We start from the raw sequence: 19,256 nt of genomic DNA on the forward strand, positions 1-19,256 counted from the left end.
ATTAGTTTGGGTTGGACTAACTTTAGCTTCGCTAAAGTGTCGCTTTTTTTTGCGACTGCTTTCCCATTGCTCCTGAGGCAACAAAGCCGGGCTTGAACCCGGCTTGTTGAATATTATTTTCTAGCTAAAGATATGGGGAGCGAGCACCGCAAACAATAGACTGGCCTGAGCCAGTCAATTTTGCGGTTGCTTAAATAATAGGGTGACTGTCAGCAACAGTATTTTCAATTTCACCATTTTGAGTTCTTAAGTTTTGGAAACTTCCATAAAGTCCTCTAAGTGATGAAATTAATTCTTCATCTTCTTCTTGAGCGAAACGAGATAATTGTTGCGTTTGCGTTGAAACTTCATTCATTTCGCCTCTGATTGTTTTAAATGTCTCTTTAATTGCTCCAACATCAGGAACTTCTTTACTATCCATAATAATCTGAACCTTAGAAAGACCAACATCTAATTGAGTTGATACCTTTGAGAAGTTTCCTAGAGTTGAATTAAAGTCCCTAAGCTCACCTGCAAATTTTTCAATTGTAGCATCTGTCGCTACACCTCTTTGAATTTGATCAACGATTTGAGAACTTCGTGCTCTAAAGAGTTCAACTTGTGACTTAAGTGACTTAAATTGATCACGAGATTTAACAAGGCCAGCAAAGGCAGCCTTATTTTCATTTATAATTTCAACAATCTCACTTGAACGAGTCGCTAATTCAATCTCTTCATTGAAAAGACGATTACTCATCTCTACCATGTAACGATTCATTTCTTCAAACTTAGCTCTCATCTCAACTACTGATACAATCTTATCCTTAGCAGATTTGAACTTATTAATCGCTTCTTTTTGTAAGTCCTTTTGACCTTCAAAAATAATTCTTACATCATCGATTATCTTATATTGTTCAAATAAGTTATTTTCAAGAAGCTCTACCTCTTTTAAGAAAGATGCTTTTTGACTTAAGAAGTGATCGTTAACTTTTGTGAATTTATTATATACATTATCAATACCAGCAGCAGAGAAGTCTTGTTTTAACTTTTCTTTTAACTCACCTGAGAAGCTAGCTTCAACTAAAGCATCAAGAGACTTACACACCGGTGAGACGACTGATTTCATTTGATTTGTTAAAGTCTCTTCTAAACTTCTTAATGGATAGAAGATAACCATAATTCTTTTTTGATCTGCATATTCAACTGGTGAAACATACATTTCAAAAGGAGCAGCTTCTTTATCATTTTCTGTTTTTACCTGAATTTGATAAATTCCAGCAATACCATCTCTTACAGCACTAATAACAGGATCGTTTTCACCGAGGTTTGTAAATGTGCTTAGATAGTCCCAAGTAATACTGTGATCATTTTTAGTATTATCAATACTCCAATGCTCATAAAATAATGAGTTTGCCCAAACAGCATTTAAGTTTGAATCAAGTAATAAAGAAGAAAATGGCATTGCGTCTTGAAAGATTGATCCAAAACTCATTCTCTTATGAATATAACCACGATACTTTTCAATTTCTTCTTTAAATAAATGAGACCATTCCCCTTCTAATTTTGCACTGACTGGAATAACTCCATCTTTAATAAGATCTAGAGAAGTTTTTTCTAAGATCTTTGATGCCCTTCTTTCAGTGTAGGCAACCATAAATATTCCACCTGCAAATACGAGAGTAAGGATACCAACGATTGCAATTAGGCCATATAGCGTAGTTTTAGAAGCTTCATTTAATTCAATTTTTTGGTAAGTAAGTTTTGGACCAAATTTCTCACTCCAAATCTTATATGATTCATTTGTTGAGTTCCAAATTGATCCAAAGTCTCTAAGAGAATCTAGTGATCTTTTTAAGAGATTTAATTCTGTTTTTAATGTCCCAAGTCGGATAACAATCAAGTTCTTATCTTCATCAGATAATACCGATCTCATTGTTACTCTTTCCATATAATTAACATCTGATGAAATCGACTGATGTAATTTCTTTAAATTTGAATATGTATAAAAGTTAGAACTCTTTGTTGTGCCTACTGAGATTTTTGTTTTAATCTTTGTTGAAACTCTTGTTAATGTACGCCATTGATTGTGGACGACAAAGTTTTGAAAACCAATCACCTTTGTTCTTAAAACATTAATCAATGTCGACTTATTTGCAGAAGCTGTAATATCATTTAACTTCTTTTTCAAATTAGAGAAGTTCTCATTCAAAGCTTCATATTCTTCAATATTAGCAATATTATTTAATTCATTTACACCCGCTTCAAATCTTTCAAATTCTGAGATCGCTTCTTTCGTACGATCAACTCGAACAAGCTCTTTAATACTTGTTAGGGCATTTGAATTTTTAACTTCATCAAATTTTGAAGTCGATTCATAGATCATCGTCATTCTTTCAAAATTAGCAGGTCCTTTTTTCCAAAAGGTCCATACACCAGCGGATATAAGAGCTGTCGTTAGAATAAGAGAAACTGAGAAATAGATGTACAACGGCTTGCTGAAACGAAGCTTCATATTATTTATCTCCTAAATGGCGGCTAGGGAAAATCACTTCCATATGTTAACGGTCCTTCACTTCCTGTGAACGTAAGAATTTCTACATCTATTATGCTATTTTTTGCCGGGTTTTTAAAGGGTTAATTCATTTAATTTATAGGAAAAAAAAGGCCCTCTTTCAAAGAGGGCCTGATTATTTTGATCTGTTATTTTTTATTAGCTTACTAGTTCCTCATAACCTTCAAACATATTTTGTAGCTTAGCTTTAAGCTTCATTACAGCTTGTGTATGAAGTTGTGATACACGTGATTCCGTTACATCTAATACCTGACCAATCTCTTTAAGATTTAGATCTTCATAATAATACAGTGATAGTACTAGTCTTTGTTTCTCAGGTAATTGCTCAATACCCTCTTTAATTTTATCTCTAAAGTTTTTGTTAGAAACAGCAGTAAAAGGATTCATTGATTTACTGTCTTCATTTAAACCGGCCATTGCTCTCTTATCATTGCGATTAAAAGTTGCCGAGTCATCAATATTTAAGATTGAAACTGATTTTGCTTTATTTAGCATTTCATGGAACTCTTCTTTACTACATTCAAGTTCCTTACACATTTCATCATCAGTAGCAGGACGACCTAATTCTGATTCAAGCTTCTGATAAGCACGATCAATAGTCTTTGCCTTCTCTCTTACTGAACGAGGTACCCAGTCCTGTGAACGTAATTCATCAAGGATAGCTCCTCTTATTCTAAACTCTGCATATGTTTTAAATTTATTATCACGAGTTGGATCGAATTTCTCGATTGCATCCATTAGCCCGATAACTCCACATGAAATAAGATCATCTAATTCGATATTAGATGGAAGACGTGAAGCAATTTTCTGTGCGATATATTTAATTAGTGGTGCATATTCCACAACGATTTCATCTTTTACTTTTGGATCTACTGTTGAGCGGTAGTCTTTTAAATTCTTTAATTTTTTGGCCAACGATGACATCTCTCTCACTCCTTGATTAGGCTAACTGTTGTGGACTAGTTCCGGACTCACTAAATCCATTTAGGATTACCGGTGTAATACGACTATCGTCCTCGTCGGAAAATTTATTAATGATCTTTGTGTAATATTTTGAAAGGGAATTCTTTTCCGTTTTCAAAAGTGCATGATCAAATTTATCAGATGGAATTTCGATATTTTTAACCCCACCTAAAACACTCAAGTTTGCCTGCATAAAGCTTGAAACAGTATCAACGAGCGAACGTACAACTTTATTGTATTGTTGATTCGATTCTACTTTGTTTACGATTAAATGGTTGTCTTTGATATTGTATTTTTGATTTAGAATTTTAATTAGTGCGTATGTATCTGTGATTGATGAACGATCTGGATTTACAACCATAAATCGATAATCAGAATAGGCTTGAAGATTGATCGTCTCCCTATTCACACCAGCTGGACAATCAAGAATAATATGATCGTATTCAGTACGATGTTCAGCAATAATATCGATAATGAATTTATCGTGAGAGAAAGATTTCTCAAAGAGATCGCTATTACCATTACATCCACTTAGAAGATCTATATTACCTAATTTATAGACACATTCTTCAAATGGCTTCTCATTAGAAATAAGGGAGTAAAAGTTGTCATTTAAAGGAAGCCCTAGCTTAACTGCCGTGTTAGAAAGATTGTAGTCACAATCGATCAAAAGAACACGTTTTCCTTTAGAGCTTAATTCATTGGCCAACATCAAAGCTGTCGTTGTTTTACCAACTCCACCTTTTCCTGAACCAACAGCTATAATTTCGCAATCGTCACTGATTAAATTAAGAGATTCTTTTACGTTAAGATCTTCTAGATTAGAGATCTCATCGCTGTCACTTCTATGTGACATCAACCAAGTTGAAAGATCGTTTCTGGACATCCTGTCTCCTAAACAAAACTTAAAATTTAAATATAAAAAATAAAATCAGCTACAGTTTAAATATTCCTGCCAAAATCCTTTCGGCAGTTGCAGCTTCGAGGTCATCTGGAACAATCTCACCTGTTCCAAAAAACTTATATGGTAGCGAATTAAAATCAATTGCTAAATTAAAGAGTGATCCATAATTTAAACACTGATCTAAATGCGTCACCACGAGACCGTTAGCAATATTTGCATAACGATTAAGTACTTTTCTATTATACAACTCTGTGTTGATTCCCGAAAGACAGATTAAAACTTCCACATTTTCAAATGAACGTCTTAGGCCATCTACGAACTTCTTGATTTCATTGATTTCTTGATTTGTTGCCTTGTAGTCGATAAAAACATTTTTCTTGGTTTCTATTGATTTTCTTGTTTGCGCAACGATCTCAGAAATTGTTTCACACACATTTGATTCAACATTAAAAAACTTCTCAGAGAAAGAAGTATTGTCTTTATATCCAACTTTTCCCTTATTTCTAATAATCACTGAATCATCTTTAAGAGCAGAAAGCTTCGTTAACATCGAGCTCTGTCCACAAGTAGCATCAGAGATTAATACTGTAACAGTCTTTGAAGCTTCGTTATCGACTGAAGAAAAAAGTGGCATTGCCGTCTTTACTTCCCCCATCATCTCTTTAAGAGCAAATTCGAAAACTGTATCTGGATTTTCTTTATCATCATCAGAAAGATCAAAGTTTGCTTTGCGAACAATTTTTTGAATATATCTTTCTTCAATATCTAGACTTCTAAAAATTGTCACCATTTCCTTAACACCAAGTGCTTGCGGCTTAGTCATTCCCTGTACACTTTGTGTTAATTCATAAATCTTTTTTTCAAGATCATCGATTTTATTTCTTTGTGAATCAATTAAATGATTTACTTCTTCATTATTAATTGATGGTGTAGATGGACCAGTTACATAATTGTCTTGCATTGCTGGTCTAGCTTGAGCAACCTTTGGCTCCTCAACTTCAATCTCATCATCAAGAGAGAAATCTCCATTTAAAAAATCATTGAAGTTTTCAGAGTCTGCATTAGCTGTTGCTTTCTTAACTTCTTCTCTATCAATAGAGCTTAAGAAATCATCAAGTCCTGATGCAGAATTTGAAGTCGATTTTTCTTCAAGAGAGTTAACACTTTTGTTTAAGCCAAGGCTTCCATAACCGGCCATTGGATTTTCATTAGTGCCTTGATTTTGTTTATGTTGATCATGTGAATTTATCATATTTGCTATATAAGATGAGTTATTTTGATAAAAAGAATCTTTTTGTTCAGGATTTAAAACGCTATCAACTTGAGCTTTTTTCGTGTAGTTCTTCTCAGAGATTGCAGCAGTGATCTCAATTTTTTTCTTTTTGAAAGCACCCTTTATTCCCTTATTCGTCTGTGTTTTAAGAATAATTGCATCAGGTCCTAGCTCGGCCTTAATATTTGCTAATGCCTCATCTAAAGAATCTGCTTCAAATTTCCTAACGTACATCCTATAACCTCACCGTTCCAAGCGATCTAATATTCACATCTGGACTTAATTCATTATGACTTACAACAATTAAGTTTGGTATGAATTTTTCTGTTAATTTCTTAAAGTGGCCACGGATAACAGGTGAACATAGAACAACCATTTTTTCACCCATATTCGTTGCCTCCTCTATTTTCTCATTTAAACTGGCCAAAATCGATTGGGTAATTCTTGGGTCTAAAGAAACTTGTTGACCATTTTCTGTTTGTATGAGATTGCCAGCAACCTGCTCTTCTATTTTACGATCTAACGTAAATATCGGCAAATCACCATTTGGAGACTTAATAGACTCAGTGATAGTGCGGTATAACGATTGTCTGACATTTTCTGTCAGAAGATCTGTATCCTTAATTTTCACTCCATATTCAGATAAAGACTCTAAGATTGTTCTTAGGTCACGAATGGAAACATTTTCCCTTAAAAGGTTCTGTAATACCTTTAAAACAGCTCCTAGAGGAAGAATATCTGGAACGAGATCCGCAACAATTTTTGGATAATGTTCTTTAAAATTATCAAGAACACGAACAAGTTCTTGGCGTCCAAATAATTCATGTAAATTAGTTCTGAGTATTTCAGTCAAGTGAGTTGCAAGAACAGTTGATAAGTCTACTACTGTATAACCATTAAATCCTGCATCATCTTTCTGATCTTCTGTGATCCACACGGCAGGAAGACCGAAAACTGGCTCAATTGTTTCAATTCCATCAATTTTCTCAATGACACTACCAGGGTCCATGGCCAGGAAGTGATCAGGAACAAGTTCACCTTGAGCAATTTCGACACCTTTAATCTTTAAAGAATAACCACCTGGAGCAAGTTCCAGGTTATCTTTAATACGAACAGATGGAATGATAACACCCCAATCCAGAGCAAATTGCTTTCTCATATATGTGATACGCTCAAGTAAATCACCGTTTTGTGATGAATCAACGAGATTTACAAGTCCATATCCAACTTCTAATTCAACAAGTTCAAGATTAAGGAGATCCTCAAGTGACTCTGGAGTCGATTTCTTCTCGTCTTCAACAACTGATTCAGCTGCAACTTTCTCCTGAGCAATTTCATTTTCCATTTTATTTGAAACAAAAAGAAGAGCTAAACCGACAACAATAAATGGTAGTTTTGGAAGCCCTGGAATAAGTGAGAAAATAAGAAGCACACAACCTGCAATTAAGATTGCTTTTGGGTGAAGCTTAAATTGCTTACTCATTTGAGCACCAAGATTATCTTCACTTGTATTTCTTGTTGCAATAATACCGGCAGCAGTTGAAATAATTAGAGCTGGAATTTGAGAAACAAGCCCATCCCCTACCGTTAATAGAGTATATGTTTCAGCTGCTTGGCTAAAGTTCATATTATATTGGCCAACACCGACAATAATTCCACCAATAACATTAATAGCAGTAATTAGAATACCTGCAATGGCATCCCCTCGTACGAATTTGGAAGCACCATCCATCGACCCGTAAAAGTCAGCTTCTTCAGCAACTTCAGCTCGTCTTTGCTTTGCTTCAGCATCATTGATAAGTCCGGCATTTAAATCGGCATCAATGGCCATCTGTTTACCAGGCATTGCATCTAACGTGAAACGAGCACCAACTTCTGCAACTCTTCCAGCACCTTTTGTGATTACCATGAAGTTAATAATTACTAAGATGATAAAAACGATGATACCAACAACAAAGTTCCCTTCAACAACGAATTCACCAAAACTTCTAATGATCTCACCAGCAGCACTTGTCCCCTCACTTCCAGAACGAAGTAAAATATTTCGAGTTGATGCTACGTTTAGAGAGAGACGAAAAAGTGTTGTTACAAGTAGAACCGCCGGAAAAGTAGAAAATTCTAATGGCTTCTTTGTATAAACAGAAACTAATAGAATAATGATTGAAAATGAAAGAGTTGTCGCTAAAAGTAAATCAAGTACAATTGGTGGAACAGGAATAATCATGACTGCAAGAACAGCTAGAATCCCGACTGCAACTGCAAGATCTGAGTTTTCAGTTAATACTTTTAATCTCTTAAAGATACCATCCATGATACTTTTCCTAATACTTCAATTAACTTAGAGCTTTGTTCTTTCTCTTAAGCTTATAAACAAACGCTAATACCTCAGCGACTGCTTTATAAAGTGTGCGAGGAACTCCTTCCCCAACTTTTACTGATTTATATAATGCTCTTGCTAAAGGCACATTTTCTACAATTGGAATATTGTGTTCTTTAGCAATTTCTCTAATTCTCATTGCAAGGTGATCAGCACCTTTTCCAACAACCCCAGGGGCCACCATATTTTCTTGATCGTATTTTAAAACAATTGAGATATGTGTTGGGTTTGTGACAATTACATCTGCTGTCGGTATATCTGCAAGCATTCTCTTTTGGGCCTGCTCTCTTTGAATACTACGAATTCTTTGCTTAACTTCAGGAGAACCATCTTGTTCTTTTGATTCTCTTTTTGCTTCTTCTTTTGTCATCATGAGTTTCTTTTTGTGAGAATACTTTTGATAAGCAAAATCAGCGATAGCAATAACAACAAGACCTGCTAGGATTGCAAAACCTAACTTAATGAGAATATCTTTTCCGATTACAAATGCTTGAAAGAAGTCAACATGAAGAAAACCTACAAAAGATGCAATATCTTCTTTCATATAAAAATATACAATTCCTAGAATGAAAACAAATTTTAAGACACCTTTAACGGCCTCAACAACTGCTTTCATTGAGAATAGTTTCTTTATTCCCTTTATTGGATCAATTCTTTCTGGTTTCCACTCTAAAACTTCAGGAGCATAGATGAATCCGATTTGAGCGACGTTTGCAACGATCCCCATACAAAGAGCGACAAGACAAACAGGAGCGGCACAAACAAGGGCCGTAGAAGCTGTTTTATTAGCAATTGTTTTAAGTGATTTTTCAGTAAAGGCAGTCGCTGGATCAAGATACATAATCCATCTAATGAATTCTTCCATTTCTTGATAAATGAAAAGAAGAGAAAGACCTAATGTCATGATACAGGCGGCCAGTACTAACACACTGGTTAGTTCTTTTGAGGATGCGACCTCACCCTTTCTTTTCGATTCGTCAATTCGATGCTGGGATGGATCTTCCGTTTTTTCCTGATCTGTTTCTTCGGCCACGACTTACTTCCTTTAAAGTATAAAGTTAAACCACTCGCCTAATCTTTCCGTATACATTTTAAATGCAACGTGAAAGAACTCATCGCTTGTTGCCGTGAATACTAGTAGACCTAGGCCAATATTAACGACAAAGCTCACCATAATGATATTCATTTGTGGTACAGTTCGAGCAATAATTCCTAGAATCGAACTGATGAGCATATTTGTAAAAATCAATGGTGTTGCAAGCATAAGGGCAGCAACAAAAATTGATTTAAAAGCTTCAATATAGAAAATATGAGACTTCGCAAAGACACCCATATCGTAGATATGAATTGAATAAAAAGATTGGAAAATCCCTTTAAACATCGGTAAAAGTGCTCCGGAAGATATAACCATTACAAGAACAGTCCATTGTATAAGTTTTTCGAAAGGACCCACTTGTTGACCTGAAGAAGGATCAAAATAGCGAATCGCTGCAAATCCAATTTGCTGGGTAATAATACTACCTGCTGACAGGAAGATACCCATGATTGATTTTACCAAATATCCAATTATCAATCCAATGAGTGTGTAAATAATAGTGAGGGCCCAGAAGTTATCTTTTCCCACATACATGATGTCCTTGACTACTTCACCTTGAATATATGGAAAGAAGCAAAAACTCATAACAAGAGTTGAAAGGATCTTTACCATCATTGGGATTGGTAAGTTATCATAAATAGGTAGCTGAAAGTTAATAGCAAGTAATCTGGTAAAGATTAACCAAAAGGCGATTATAGGGACAATGTCAGTGATTTGAATTGTCATATATTACGATTACCTACCAGTTACTAGTTGTGGAATACTGATGATTAATTCTTTTGTAAAAGTAGTCAGTTGATCTGTCATCCATGGTGCTGTTAACACTAATGCACCAACAATCACTAGAATCTTAGGGATGAATGAAAGTGTTTGCTCATTGATTTGAGTAACTGCTTGAAATATCGATACTAAAATACCCATAATTAGAGCACCTGCTAACATTGGTGCTGAAATCATTAATCCTACAGTAACTGCTTGTCTTGCGATGTCTGAAAAAAAGTCCATCTTGTTCTCCAATTCTTTTAGTTAAAAGACCTTAGTAGTGAACCTGTGACCAGTTGCCAACCGTCTACAAGAACAAAGAGTAATAATTTAAAAGGCAATGAAATAACAACCGGAGGAAGCATCATCATCCCCATGGCCATTAAAACAGAGGCAACAACCATATCTAAAATGAGAAATGGGATATAAAGTAAGAAGCCAATTTGAAAGGCCGTCTTCAATTCAGAAATAATAAATGCAGGAATCAAAAAATGAATAGGAACATCATTAATTGATTGTGGTGCCTGTCTTCCTGTTACATCATAGAAAAGACCGATATCAGCTTTACGTACTTGTTTATTCATGAATCCACGAAGAGACCCTTCAATTCGATCAAGAGCAAGAGTCGTTGATATCTTCTTATCCATATATGGCTTAATAGCATTATTATAAATATCTTCACCAGTTGGCTGCATCACAAAAACAGATAGAAACATTGCAAAACCAATTAGTAGTTGGTTTGGTGGCATACTTTGAGTTCCAATGGCCTGTCTCATGAAAGATAGAACAACGATAATTCTCGTAAAACATGTACAAAGAATTAATACAGCTGGTGCTAACGTAAGAACTGTAAAAAGGACCGTTAACTCGATCGTATCGACTAGATCAACACCTTGACCAAAATTAACAGAAAGTCCTGGAAGCCCCAGGTTCGTTGACTGCTGTGCAAAGATCGTACTTAGCCATCCGCCGATACTAAATACTAATAATGCTTTTAAAAGGTTCTTCATTCAACTTCCTATTGAATTGATTTTAAAATCAAATATCTATTGTAAAGACTTCATGTCTTTTACTTTTTTCTTAATTTGAGCAGTAAGACTCACCTTCTCTTCACTTGTTGCTTGTCCTGCTAGACTATTTAAAATTGCTTCCTGTGAAGATCTTGTAGAGTTGCTTGCTTCATGCATATTTTGAGTTACTTCTTTTAACTTAAATTCTTTTGAACCTTCATTTGCAGAATCAAGGTTTGTATCAAAGTTAGATCCAGTGATTTGTTTTTCACCTTCCTTAAAGAAAGCTGATGTATCTTCAATCTCTGTTAAAAAATCCATACCTTTTTCTGACTGTGCCATTAAAAAGACTTGTTTTTGAACTCTAACAACAAGAAGACTTCTTTTTGGGGCAAGATATGTTGTCGATAATACTTCAACCATCTTTGCACTAGAGAAGATTCCTAATCCACCTTTCTTAAGCATTCCCTTTCTAAAAAAGTTCATTAGAAAGAAGATACCGGCAGCAAAAAGAGCGAAGAATCCGATAAATTTAAAAATATAAGTCGACATTTGAAATCCACCCTTTTCAACTCCAGAAGAAAGAGAGCTTACGCTATCTTCTACTTGTTGTTTTTTCTCTTTTGCTAATGCTAGAAGAGAATCATTTGTATCATTTAGTTTCTTATTATTAGGTTTTTCGTTCTTTGTTACTTCTTCTTTATCTTTTAAAAGTTTTTCTAAGTAACTTTCATCATATGCTTCTGCTTTTTTAGTTTTAGCAGGAGCCTTCTTTGGAGTAGCTGCTCTTGTTACAGCAACTTGTTTTTTAGAAGCTGAAATTGGAAAGAACATTTTTATTTGGTTATCTCCAACCTCTAAACTTACTTTATCTTCCTTACCTCTTAGTTCATAAGGAAGAATGGCACGTACACGAGCAACATCTTTATTGAATTGATACGCCATAAGTTTCGTATCAAACTTATTATTCACAGAAACTTGTTTTTCAATTTTTGGCCAAACAATTGTTCCATCAAGAGCAACTTGAATAATATCATCCTTAATTGTTAACTCAGGAGTATCTCGGTAGTTACCTTTTAACGCAATGGTTACAACACCAGTACTTCCATCTTTAGTTAACTCAACTTTTCCAATTTCAACTCTTGCATAAGCATTTGCTGTTATTAAAGAAAGTGCTAAAAATAATAATTTAAATCGTTTGGCCATAATAAGTTCCTATTATTTAAGGTTTTCAATTCTCTCAATTGGCGAAATGATATCTGTTAAACGAATTCCAAACTTTTCGTTAACAACAACAACTTCACCTTTAGCGACAAGCTTCCCATTTACTAAAATCTCAAGAGGCTCACCAGCTAACTTATCAAGTTCAAGTACAGAACCTTGTCCTAGTTGCAGAAGGTCTTTAATAATTACCTCTGTACGCCCTAGTTCAACTGTTACCTTTAGAGGAATGTCTAAGATAAAGTCTAGGTTTTGTACCTTTAATTTATTAATCGCATCATCACCGGCCCTAATTTCATCAGCAAGTTTTTCAACTTCCATCGTATTGAAATTTTCTAGACCTTGTACTTCATTATTTAATTCTGTTTGATCGCTCATTTATATACTCCCTTTATTACTCTACTTCGATATCCATAGAAACTTTCGGTGTTTTATCAACATGTGTGACTTGTACCGCTCGGCTTCCTTTATATGTTCCAATTAGACACTGTAACTTCTCTACTCCCTGAATTGTTCCCTTAACTTCACTTGAAGCTTCTTGGTTCAATGGAATAATATCTCCACTTTGAAGAGTGAGAAGGTCACCCACTGTCATCTGTGCCTCACCAAGTTTGACAACAATCTCAGCTTTCGTATCTTTAATGTGCTCATTCATTGCACTTGTCCAGATACTATCTGCCATGTCGTTATCAGTTTGGTAATTAGATGAAAGCTTTTGCTTAATTGGTTCAATTGTTGAGTAAGGAACAACGATCATAATCGTTCCAGATGCAGACTCAAATTCAACTTCTAGAGTTGTTGCGATAATTACATCTGATGGAGGAACAACCCCAACGAATTGTGGGTTAATCTCTGTTCTTACATATTGTGCATCAATTCTGTGAACTTGTGCCCAAGCTTCCTCAAGGTCAGCAATGGCCATATCCATAACTTTTCTCATGAATGAAAGTTCAATTGCTGTGAATTCCTTTCCTTCAATCTTTGTAAATGGACGATCCGTTCCACCGAAATATGAATCAATAATTGCATAAGCTAACTTTGATTCAAAAACTAGAAGAGCTGGACCTCTTAGTTCATTGAATTTCATAATACACATACACGAAGGAATCGGTAGTGTGTTTACGAACTCACCAAACTTAAGAAGATCAGTTGAGATCATTGAGATCGTTGAAATCTTTCTTAAAGAATTTGAAAGTGATACACGAAATGAACGAATAAATCTTTCGTAGATGATTTCAAGAATAGGCATTCGCCCACGAATGACTCGGTCTTGATTAGTTAAGTCATAGGGCTGTATATTCTCATCTTCAGCTTCATCATCGAAATCGCCACCATCACCTAAAAAATCATCTGCTTCACCATCGTTTACAGCGTTTAATAGAGCATCGACTTCGTCTTGACTTAAAACCTGTGCCATCGTTCCCCTCCTAGGATTTGATGATCTTGGCATCCTGCCAAAAGTTAAACTTTTATTTATGTACTAGTTGATCTGGAAACCAACGTAGTAAACATCTAAAACTTTTCCATCAACGAGATATGAGTTAATCGCTGATTTAATTTCTTCTTTAAGGTATTCCTTACCTTGTACTTTAAGAAGATCATTTGGCCTCTTTGAGTTTAGAATACTAATAATTGTATCTCTAATCTGAGGCTTTCTTGCTTTATATTCTTCCTCTTTTGCATTTAGAGAAAGCTTAAGTACAGCATTTAAACGAATGTAGCGTTGAGGTCCATCACCTTGTGAAAGGTTTGCTGTAAAGCTATCAAGAGGAAAGAGCTTACCTTCTTCTTCTTGTGCTTCACCAGTTGTCACAACGTCTGCTTCTTTATTTGCTTCGGCCATTTGGGCCTTAACAAGATCTTCTACTGAAGATTGCTGCGATAATTTCACATGTGTCTGATACTGAAAATAAGCGATTACACCCATTAAGATAATATTCAGTAGTAGAGCTACTGTTAAAAGAGGGCTTTTACCACTTCCTTGGTTTGTATTATCAGCACTTCCATCTGCCATACTTATAAATCCTTTACTTCACACAGAAAAAAATTCCTTTATAAACTGTGCCTCGTCAAAAATTATACATCCTACCGGCAAATTCTACAAGATAGTAAAGAATGTTCTACCACATTCTATTGCCCTTTAAAGGAATTCTAACCGTTTAGCTTGTATGTAAAAATTGGCCGGTGTCAAAATGTCGACGCTTTTTTGACGCTTACTGAGTTGAGAGGCAAATTTTTCCCCTCTAGAAATAAGAAAGCCTCCCAAAGGGAGGCTTCTTATTATGAAACTAATTTAAATCTAAAATTAGAACATTTCCTTCCAAGCTTTACCTGGCTTGAATTTTGGAAGAGTCTTAGCTTTGATTTTAATCTTTTCACCAGTTGCTGGATTGATACCAGTTCTAGCTGCTCTTCTTACTTTTGTGAAAGTACCAAAACCGATTAGTGATACATCGTCACCTTTCTTAACAGCTTTCTTGATTGTTTCAAGAGTAGTTGATACGAAAGTATCTGCATCTTTCTTAGTTAGGTGCTTAAGTTCTTTGTTCTTTAAGATTGCTTCTACAAGTTCTTTTCTGTTCATGTAAACTCCAAATAGTTAGTTATTTAGTTGTTGTAAAAATAGGATGAGGCCTGAAACACGCTTTGACAAGGCTTTTTAAGCCTTTTTTTTTAATTAAGTTATTTTTTTTATTTTTTAGGTTATTTTAGACTTTTTTCTTGCCAAACTACCACTTCTTCCTCTAGTGCGATTCTAACGGCTTTAAGCCACTCTAGCTCTAATTGAGAGTGCTCTTTTATGTCTTCAATTTCAACAAATAATTGAATGAAGACTGGGCCGAGTTGATGATAGAAAACTTCCATATTAGGAATCTTTATATCAACAGGAAGGTGCTCGGAAAGCTTATCAAGAATTTTTTCAAGCTCTAAGATCTCATGAGCAAGTTTATAAATCGAGTCAGTTTTAAGTAGAGATGAAACATGCTTGATATAAGCATGATCAAGTACATTTTGTTCAATGAGGTTATGAGGAATATCATCATGTAAAAAATCAGATAGAGAATAATCGATCTGCTTAGCAGATTCACGCATATATTCTTTATTAATTTTTACCTGGTTATGATCAAAGAAGCTTGTCATTTTTAACCTCCATTATTTCTAGTATAACAGAAGATTAGATTTTGCCCAAATAAGAAGGCCTGCAAAGAATGCAGGCCTCTTATTAAATATAGAAATGTATATTTGAATTAGTTCAGCTTTAGCTTCCCTTTCTCTTTTAATAGATCAATGATCATTTCAAAGTGTGACATTGGGTAAGCACCTTTAACTGGAACACCATTGATTACGAAACCAGGAGTTCCTTGGATTTCAAATTTTCTTGCTTCAGCTTCATCGGCCTTAACTCTATTTACAACGTACTCAGACTTAACATCTTTAGCAAGTTTAGTCATGTTAGCACCAACTTTCTTTGCTGCTTGCTTTAGGTACTTTTCTTTGTACTGTCTAAGTTTCTGCTGACCTTCTTGAGTAAAAAGCATATCGTGGAATTCAAATGCCATCTTTGGATCTTGTAGACGAAGAGCTTCATAGTACTCTGCTGCAATTCTTGCTTCAGAATGGAATGAAAGTGGAAGGTGCTTATAGATAAACTGTACTTGACCTTCATACTTTTCAAGCATTGGCTTTACAACATTTTCAAATCCTCTTGTACAATATGGACATTGAAAATCAGAGTATTCAACTAGAGTGATCGCTCCACCTTTTGTACCACGGATAGATTCATCCTCTCTAATTTCTGGCTTAAGAGGATTCTCAATAAATCCATGAAGTTTTTTATTCTCTTCCTCTTCTCTTTTCTTTGCCATTTCAGCTTTTGCATTTTGAGCTGCTGTTTGTAGAGCTTCCATAACTTCAGCAGGGTTTGCTTTAATTGCTTCTGCTAAAATAGTTGGATCATCTTTAAGAGCTTGTTTGATTTGATCTTTACCTACACAGCTGGCAAGTAGAAGAAGTGACATTACAATGCCGATTGATTTTTTCATTACTATCCCTTTTGTTGTTTTAAACAATAATTTCACGTCAAGTTATTATTAGAATTCTACTTGAACAAAATGAAATACTCAATCATCTTTTGCAGAGTACTCTTTTTCCATGTAGTCGAGATAGCGGTTTATGACACGTGTCTGATTACGCACATACTTATAACCGATTAAATGAACTCTTGAGGCATATCGTCCACTAATGAATGATCGCATAGTGGCAAAAATCCCGAAAGCAGGTGTAGCAACCTTGTTATAGAGATAGAGTAGAAAGATACCATAAGAAATAATATTGACAATAATTGTGATGTAGAGAATGTCGTTTTGCAGTATCGCCATGTTAACTAAGTAATCTTTAAAAACTTTACTATCTGTTAAGATATGATTAACCACCATAATAATGGCGTCAAAAAGAGCAAAGTTTATGATCGTAATAATCATTCCCATCAGTATGCAAACAATCGCAACATAGAAACTCTTATTAAGGAAGAACATTGATTCAAAGACAGGCTTGTGTATCTTTTTGTATTTATTTGGAACTTCAATTTTAGTTAAAACACCACTCTTTCTAAAAGTTTCAGTAGTTGTAAAAAACCAGTCACTAAAATTCGATAGTAATCTTAGCTCAGAACTAAAATCAGCATCAAATGTTGCATCTTTATTTTCTGCACACAGAAATTCATTACAGTAGTCTGCTATCTCATCAAATGGACGAAGCATTAATTGAGCAAGAATAATTCCTGCAATTAAGAGACAAATAAATGAAAAGATCACCCATGGCCAAACTTCGACTAAGCCTATCTGTAGGTAGTCTAAGATAAGATCATCAATAATGTAATCAAGATCCTTTCTAAATGTAGTAATGTAGATAACTGCCGACTTTAAAAGAAACCAATTTAAGATGAAGCCAGCAATGATTGATAGAAAAGGTAGAACGGCAAAAATGAGTCCTAGCTTCAAACGAAACTTTGCCTGGTCATCCTTTTTAAAGTCTTTTAAGGATTGTGCTACGACATTAAACATTGATTTCTTGAAATTTTCGTACATAAGTAATTCTATAAGTTGTTTTAATTACATATCTTTTCGGTTCATGATCTTTATTTCTTAATTAATTTTATCAATTTCTAAAGAAAATCTTCAGAGTCGCCGATACAGGAAGTAGCGTGAATATTAATATTTGAGGATATTATGAAAAAGTTTAAATTATTGATGGTTGCTACAATTACTTCAATGTTAATTACAAGCTGCGGTAGTGACTCAGGTGGCGGTGGCGGTGCTACAAACTTCTCTGGTTGGGGATCTAACGGAAGCGGTAATGTTGCAAGAGGTGTTGAACAACTTCACAATAGCCTTGAAGGCCACTTCCCATGTAGTACAGAAAGAGTTTTCATGAGTACTTATCTTGATAGTTATCAAACAACGTCCCAAACAAATGGAACGGGAATTATTGGTAATTTAAAACAAGGTGCCATGGGTGGAGAAACTGGTGATTACTATGCGGGAGCAAATGGTAATAGCGATATTCTCATTATAGCTAAAACAACAAATGGAAATAATGTTGGGTTCAATTATTATTTCTCTTTTTGTGGGCGCTACTTTACAGATAATCAATATGGAACTGGAAAATACCCTCTACTAGCAAAAGAAAGAGGTGTTAACGGTATTCAAATGACTTCACCTTCAGTTCTAACAGCAACTGCATTTTGTCCAACAAATGTAATCTCTGCTGGTCAATTCTACGTTTATGTACCACAGTACACTTCACCAAATGGTGTACCGTTACAAGCAACAGCGTTGACAATTAACTTTGCTCCTCCGGGATGTCAGTAAGACTTAATACAATTTTAAAATATTTAATTTAGGAAAATAATGGGCCAGAATTTCTTTATGGCCCTTTCCTTTTTGGGCAAGACCTAAGGCACCTACCTGACAAAGGCCCACACCATGGCCATTACCTTTTCCAACGAATTGAAGTCCTTCGCGGCCAAGATCAACAAGGTAGAAGTAATTAGAAGGAAAGTCTACTCGACCAAAATAGCGACGAAATAAACTCTTTTTAATCTTTATCTTATTCTTTCCATTTCGAACATAGATGGCCTTCGCATTTTTCTTGTCTGGATAAATTGAAAGTTTCTTGTGTAGCTTTTGTTTTTTTACATATCCCTTTCTCATACCCCACTCAATCATTTTTTTAAAACGAATTTGAGTGATCTTTGAATCCCAGTTCTTCTTTCTTTGGCAATAGGCACACTTTACAGTGGAGTAACCATGAACTTCATTTGTCCATACATCGTCAGGTTGTAGAGTATTTCCGCCACAACTTGCATGAAAAAATGCTGGTACAAGATTCCCTTGTTTATTTGTTAGTACCATTCCAGCTGTTTTTCTAGCAGCTTCAATTGTACTTGCTGTTACATCATTAAATGTTCCGTTTACTTGATGCTTTTCTGAATTCTCTAAATCGTAGAGAGTATCATTTTGAAGACCTGAACTCATCATATGATGAATTGCATATGTTCTAGCTGCTACGGCCTGAGCTTTTAAGGCCTCAACTGGCCAAGAAGCATTCATCTCTTTTGCTAGTAGTGTTGCAATGTAATCATCTAATTCCATCTCATTGACAACATCGCATGACTTTCCATCTTCACTTGTTACAATGTGCATCTGCCCCATGAATTGTTTTTTTTCAAAACCAATAAGACCTGTCTTTGAAGTTAAAGAAGCGAGATATTGTGGCCTTATCGAGCGAGCATGCTTTAAATTTCCGCAATTTATTTTTATTTTCTTAAAGCCTTTAAAGCTTTTCGATTTATTAGTTGCGATAACTTCTCTCGTTATTCCAACACCTTCTAGAAAGACCTTATTTAAGTTCTTAGCGACTCTCACTTTAATAGTGTGACCTGACTTAAAATTTTGAAGTGGACTAATTCTTGCAAAAGAATTGAAAGTAAATAAAAGAATAAAAAGTAAGAATAGACTTCTCAAATATCATCGTCCTGATTCGTGCGGCATCCTTGCCAAGCAACTTAATCTATTAAAATGATATATGATTTTACTAT

19 protein-coding genes are annotated in these 19,256 nt (G+C 35.0%); 1 reads left to right on the top strand and 18 read right to left on the bottom strand.

Annotation, left to right across the window (positions count from 1 at the left end; all coding sequences use genetic code 11):
• Positions 1 to 190 precede the first annotated feature (190 nt).
• From DAY19_RS09885 to DAY19_RS09965, 17 genes are all read right to left on the bottom strand, one after another.
• Positions 191 to 2,491 (bottom strand): hypothetical protein, encoded by a 2,301-nt coding sequence (locus DAY19_RS09885; protein WP_115361916.1) that lies wholly within the window; start codon positions 2,489 to 2,491, stop codon positions 191 to 193.
• A 198-nt stretch (positions 2,492 to 2,689) separates the two neighbouring features.
• Entirely contained in the window at positions 2,690 to 3,475 is a 786-nt protein-coding gene (locus DAY19_RS09890) for a FliA/WhiG family RNA polymerase sigma factor (protein WP_115361918.1), read from the bottom strand.
• 16 nt (positions 3,476 to 3,491) lie between these two features.
• Entirely contained in the window at positions 3,492 to 4,400 is a 909-nt protein-coding gene (locus DAY19_RS09895; RefSeq protein WP_115361919.1) for a MinD/ParA family ATP-binding protein, read from the bottom strand.
• A 49-nt stretch (positions 4,401 to 4,449) separates the two neighbouring features.
• Positions 4,450 to 5,925: a hypothetical protein gene (locus DAY19_RS09900; protein WP_115361922.1), complete on the bottom strand. Its 1,476-nt coding sequence runs from the start codon at positions 5,923 to 5,925 to the stop codon at positions 4,450 to 4,452.
• Between the two features lies 1 nt (position 5,926).
• On the bottom strand, positions 5,927 to 8,002 hold the full coding sequence (gene flhA, locus DAY19_RS09905) for a flagellar biosynthesis protein FlhA (protein WP_115361924.1): 2,076 nt from the start codon (positions 8,000 to 8,002) through the stop codon (positions 5,927 to 5,929).
• A gap of 22 nt (positions 8,003 to 8,024) precedes the next feature.
• Positions 8,025 to 9,101 (bottom strand): flagellar biosynthesis protein FlhB, encoded by a 1,077-nt coding sequence (gene flhB / locus DAY19_RS09910; RefSeq protein WP_115361925.1) that lies wholly within the window; start codon positions 9,099 to 9,101, stop codon positions 8,025 to 8,027.
• A gap of 12 nt (positions 9,102 to 9,113) precedes the next feature.
• Entirely contained in the window at positions 9,114 to 9,890 is a 777-nt protein-coding gene (locus DAY19_RS09915) for a flagellar biosynthetic protein FliR (RefSeq protein ID WP_115361927.1), read from the bottom strand.
• Between the two features lie 9 nt (positions 9,891 to 9,899).
• Positions 9,900 to 10,169 (bottom strand): flagellar biosynthesis protein FliQ, encoded by a 270-nt coding sequence (gene fliQ / locus DAY19_RS09920; protein WP_115361929.1) that lies wholly within the window; start codon positions 10,167 to 10,169, stop codon positions 9,900 to 9,902.
• Positions 10,170 to 10,186: 17 nt separating this feature from the next.
• Complete coding sequence (fliP, locus tag DAY19_RS09925; protein ID WP_115361932.1) at positions 10,187 to 10,936, bottom strand: flagellar type III secretion system pore protein FliP; 750 nt, start codon at positions 10,934 to 10,936, stop codon at positions 10,187 to 10,189.
• 36 nt (positions 10,937 to 10,972) lie between these two features.
• Positions 10,973 to 12,142, bottom strand: coding sequence for a flagellar biosynthetic protein FliO (locus DAY19_RS09930; RefSeq protein ID WP_115361934.1), 1,170 nt, complete (start codon positions 12,140 to 12,142; stop codon positions 10,973 to 10,975).
• 12 nt (positions 12,143 to 12,154) lie between these two features.
• Positions 12,155 to 12,535 (bottom strand): flagellar motor switch protein FliN, encoded by a 381-nt coding sequence (gene fliN, locus DAY19_RS09935; protein ID WP_162929496.1) that lies wholly within the window; start codon positions 12,533 to 12,535, stop codon positions 12,155 to 12,157.
• Between the two features lie 16 nt (positions 12,536 to 12,551).
• Positions 12,552 to 13,574 carry a flagellar motor switch protein FliM gene (fliM, locus tag DAY19_RS09940; protein WP_115361936.1) on the bottom strand — a complete coding sequence of 341 codons (1,023 nt, stop codon included), beginning with the start codon at positions 13,572 to 13,574 and terminating at the stop codon, positions 12,552 to 12,554.
• 63 nt (positions 13,575 to 13,637) lie between these two features.
• The gene (locus DAY19_RS09945; RefSeq protein ID WP_115361938.1) at positions 13,638 to 14,171 is read right to left on the bottom strand and encodes a flagellar basal body-associated FliL family protein; all 534 of its coding nucleotides are present in this window, start codon (positions 14,169 to 14,171) and stop codon (positions 13,638 to 13,640) included.
• Positions 14,172 to 14,462: 291 nt separating this feature from the next.
• The gene (locus DAY19_RS09950) at positions 14,463 to 14,741 is read right to left on the bottom strand and encodes an HU family DNA-binding protein (RefSeq protein ID WP_115361940.1); all 279 of its coding nucleotides are present in this window, start codon (positions 14,739 to 14,741) and stop codon (positions 14,463 to 14,465) included.
• A gap of 119 nt (positions 14,742 to 14,860) precedes the next feature.
• Positions 14,861 to 15,298 carry a hypothetical protein gene (locus DAY19_RS09955; RefSeq protein ID WP_115361942.1) on the bottom strand — a complete coding sequence of 146 codons (438 nt, stop codon included), beginning with the start codon at positions 15,296 to 15,298 and terminating at the stop codon, positions 14,861 to 14,863.
• Between the two features lie 107 nt (positions 15,299 to 15,405).
• A complete protein-coding gene (locus DAY19_RS09960) occupies positions 15,406 to 16,200 on the bottom strand; it encodes a DsbA family protein (RefSeq protein WP_115361944.1) in 795 nt (264 codons plus the stop codon).
• Between the two features lie 78 nt (positions 16,201 to 16,278).
• Positions 16,279 to 17,244, bottom strand: a complete 966-nt coding sequence (locus DAY19_RS09965; protein ID WP_115361946.1) for a hypothetical protein — start codon at positions 17,242 to 17,244, stop codon at positions 16,279 to 16,281.
• A gap of 141 nt (positions 17,245 to 17,385) precedes the next feature.
• Between DAY19_RS09965 and DAY19_RS09970 the strand changes: the two genes are divergently transcribed.
• Positions 17,386 to 18,027: a hypothetical protein gene (locus DAY19_RS09970; protein WP_115361948.1), complete on the top strand. Its 642-nt coding sequence runs from the start codon at positions 17,386 to 17,388 to the stop codon at positions 18,025 to 18,027.
• A 3-nt stretch (positions 18,028 to 18,030) separates the two neighbouring features.
• On the opposite strand, the gene DAY19_RS09975 is transcribed toward DAY19_RS09970, so the two are convergent.
• Positions 18,031 to 19,182, bottom strand: coding sequence for a SpoIID/LytB domain-containing protein (locus DAY19_RS09975; RefSeq protein ID WP_115361950.1), 1,152 nt, complete (start codon positions 19,180 to 19,182; stop codon positions 18,031 to 18,033).
• Between the last annotated feature and the right edge of the window lie 74 nt (positions 19,183 to 19,256).

It is taken from the genome of Halobacteriovorax vibrionivorans, assembly GCF_003346865.1.
In the GTDB taxonomy this organism is placed as follows: domain Bacteria; phylum Bdellovibrionota; class Bacteriovoracia; order Bacteriovoracales; family Bacteriovoracaceae; genus Halobacteriovorax_A; species Halobacteriovorax_A vibrionivorans.

Bases quoted from the DNA above. Each gene is read 5' to 3' on its own strand.
- DAY19_RS09885 (WP_115361916.1), bottom strand. From the start codon at position 2,491: ATGAAGCTTCGTTTCAGCAAGCCGTTGTACATCTATTTCTCAGTTTCT.
- fliQ (WP_115361929.1), bottom strand. From the start codon at position 10,169: ATGGACTTTTTTTCAGACATCGCAAGACAAGCAGTTACTGTAGGATTA.
- DAY19_RS09890 (WP_115361918.1), bottom strand. From the start codon at position 3,475: ATGTCATCGTTGGCCAAAAAATTAAAGAATTTAAAAGACTACCGCTCA.
- DAY19_RS09955 (WP_115361942.1), bottom strand. From the start codon at position 15,298: ATGACAAGCTTCTTTGATCATAACCAGGTAAAAATTAATAAAGAATAT.
- DAY19_RS09945 (WP_115361938.1), bottom strand. From the start codon at position 14,171: ATGGCAGATGGAAGTGCTGATAATACAAACCAAGGAAGTGGTAAAAGC.
- DAY19_RS09950 (WP_115361940.1), bottom strand. From the start codon at position 14,741: ATGAACAGAAAAGAACTTGTAGAAGCAATCTTAAAGAACAAAGAACTT.
- fliN (WP_162929496.1), bottom strand. From the start codon at position 12,535: ATGAGCGATCAAACAGAATTAAATAATGAAGTACAAGGTCTAGAAAAT.
- DAY19_RS09960 (WP_115361944.1), bottom strand. From the start codon at position 16,200: ATGAAAAAATCAATCGGCATTGTAATGTCACTTCTTCTACTTGCCAGC.
- DAY19_RS09965 (WP_115361946.1), bottom strand. From the start codon at position 17,244: ATGTACGAAAATTTCAAGAAATCAATGTTTAATGTCGTAGCACAATCC.
- DAY19_RS09900 (WP_115361922.1), bottom strand. From the start codon at position 5,925: ATGTACGTTAGGAAATTTGAAGCAGATTCTTTAGATGAGGCATTAGCA.
- fliM (WP_115361936.1), bottom strand. From the start codon at position 13,574: ATGGCACAGGTTTTAAGTCAAGACGAAGTCGATGCTCTATTAAACGCT.
- DAY19_RS09895 (WP_115361919.1), bottom strand. From the start codon at position 4,400: ATGTCCAGAAACGATCTTTCAACTTGGTTGATGTCACATAGAAGTGAC.
- flhA (WP_115361924.1), bottom strand. From the start codon at position 8,002: ATGGATGGTATCTTTAAGAGATTAAAAGTATTAACTGAAAACTCAGAT.
- DAY19_RS09970 (WP_115361948.1), top strand. From the start codon at position 17,386: ATGAAAAAGTTTAAATTATTGATGGTTGCTACAATTACTTCAATGTTA.
- fliP (WP_115361932.1), bottom strand. From the start codon at position 10,936: ATGAAGAACCTTTTAAAAGCATTATTAGTATTTAGTATCGGCGGATGG.
- DAY19_RS09930 (WP_115361934.1), bottom strand. From the start codon at position 12,142: ATGGCCAAACGATTTAAATTATTATTTTTAGCACTTTCTTTAATAACA.
- DAY19_RS09915 (WP_115361927.1), bottom strand. From the start codon at position 9,890: ATGACAATTCAAATCACTGACATTGTCCCTATAATCGCCTTTTGGTTA.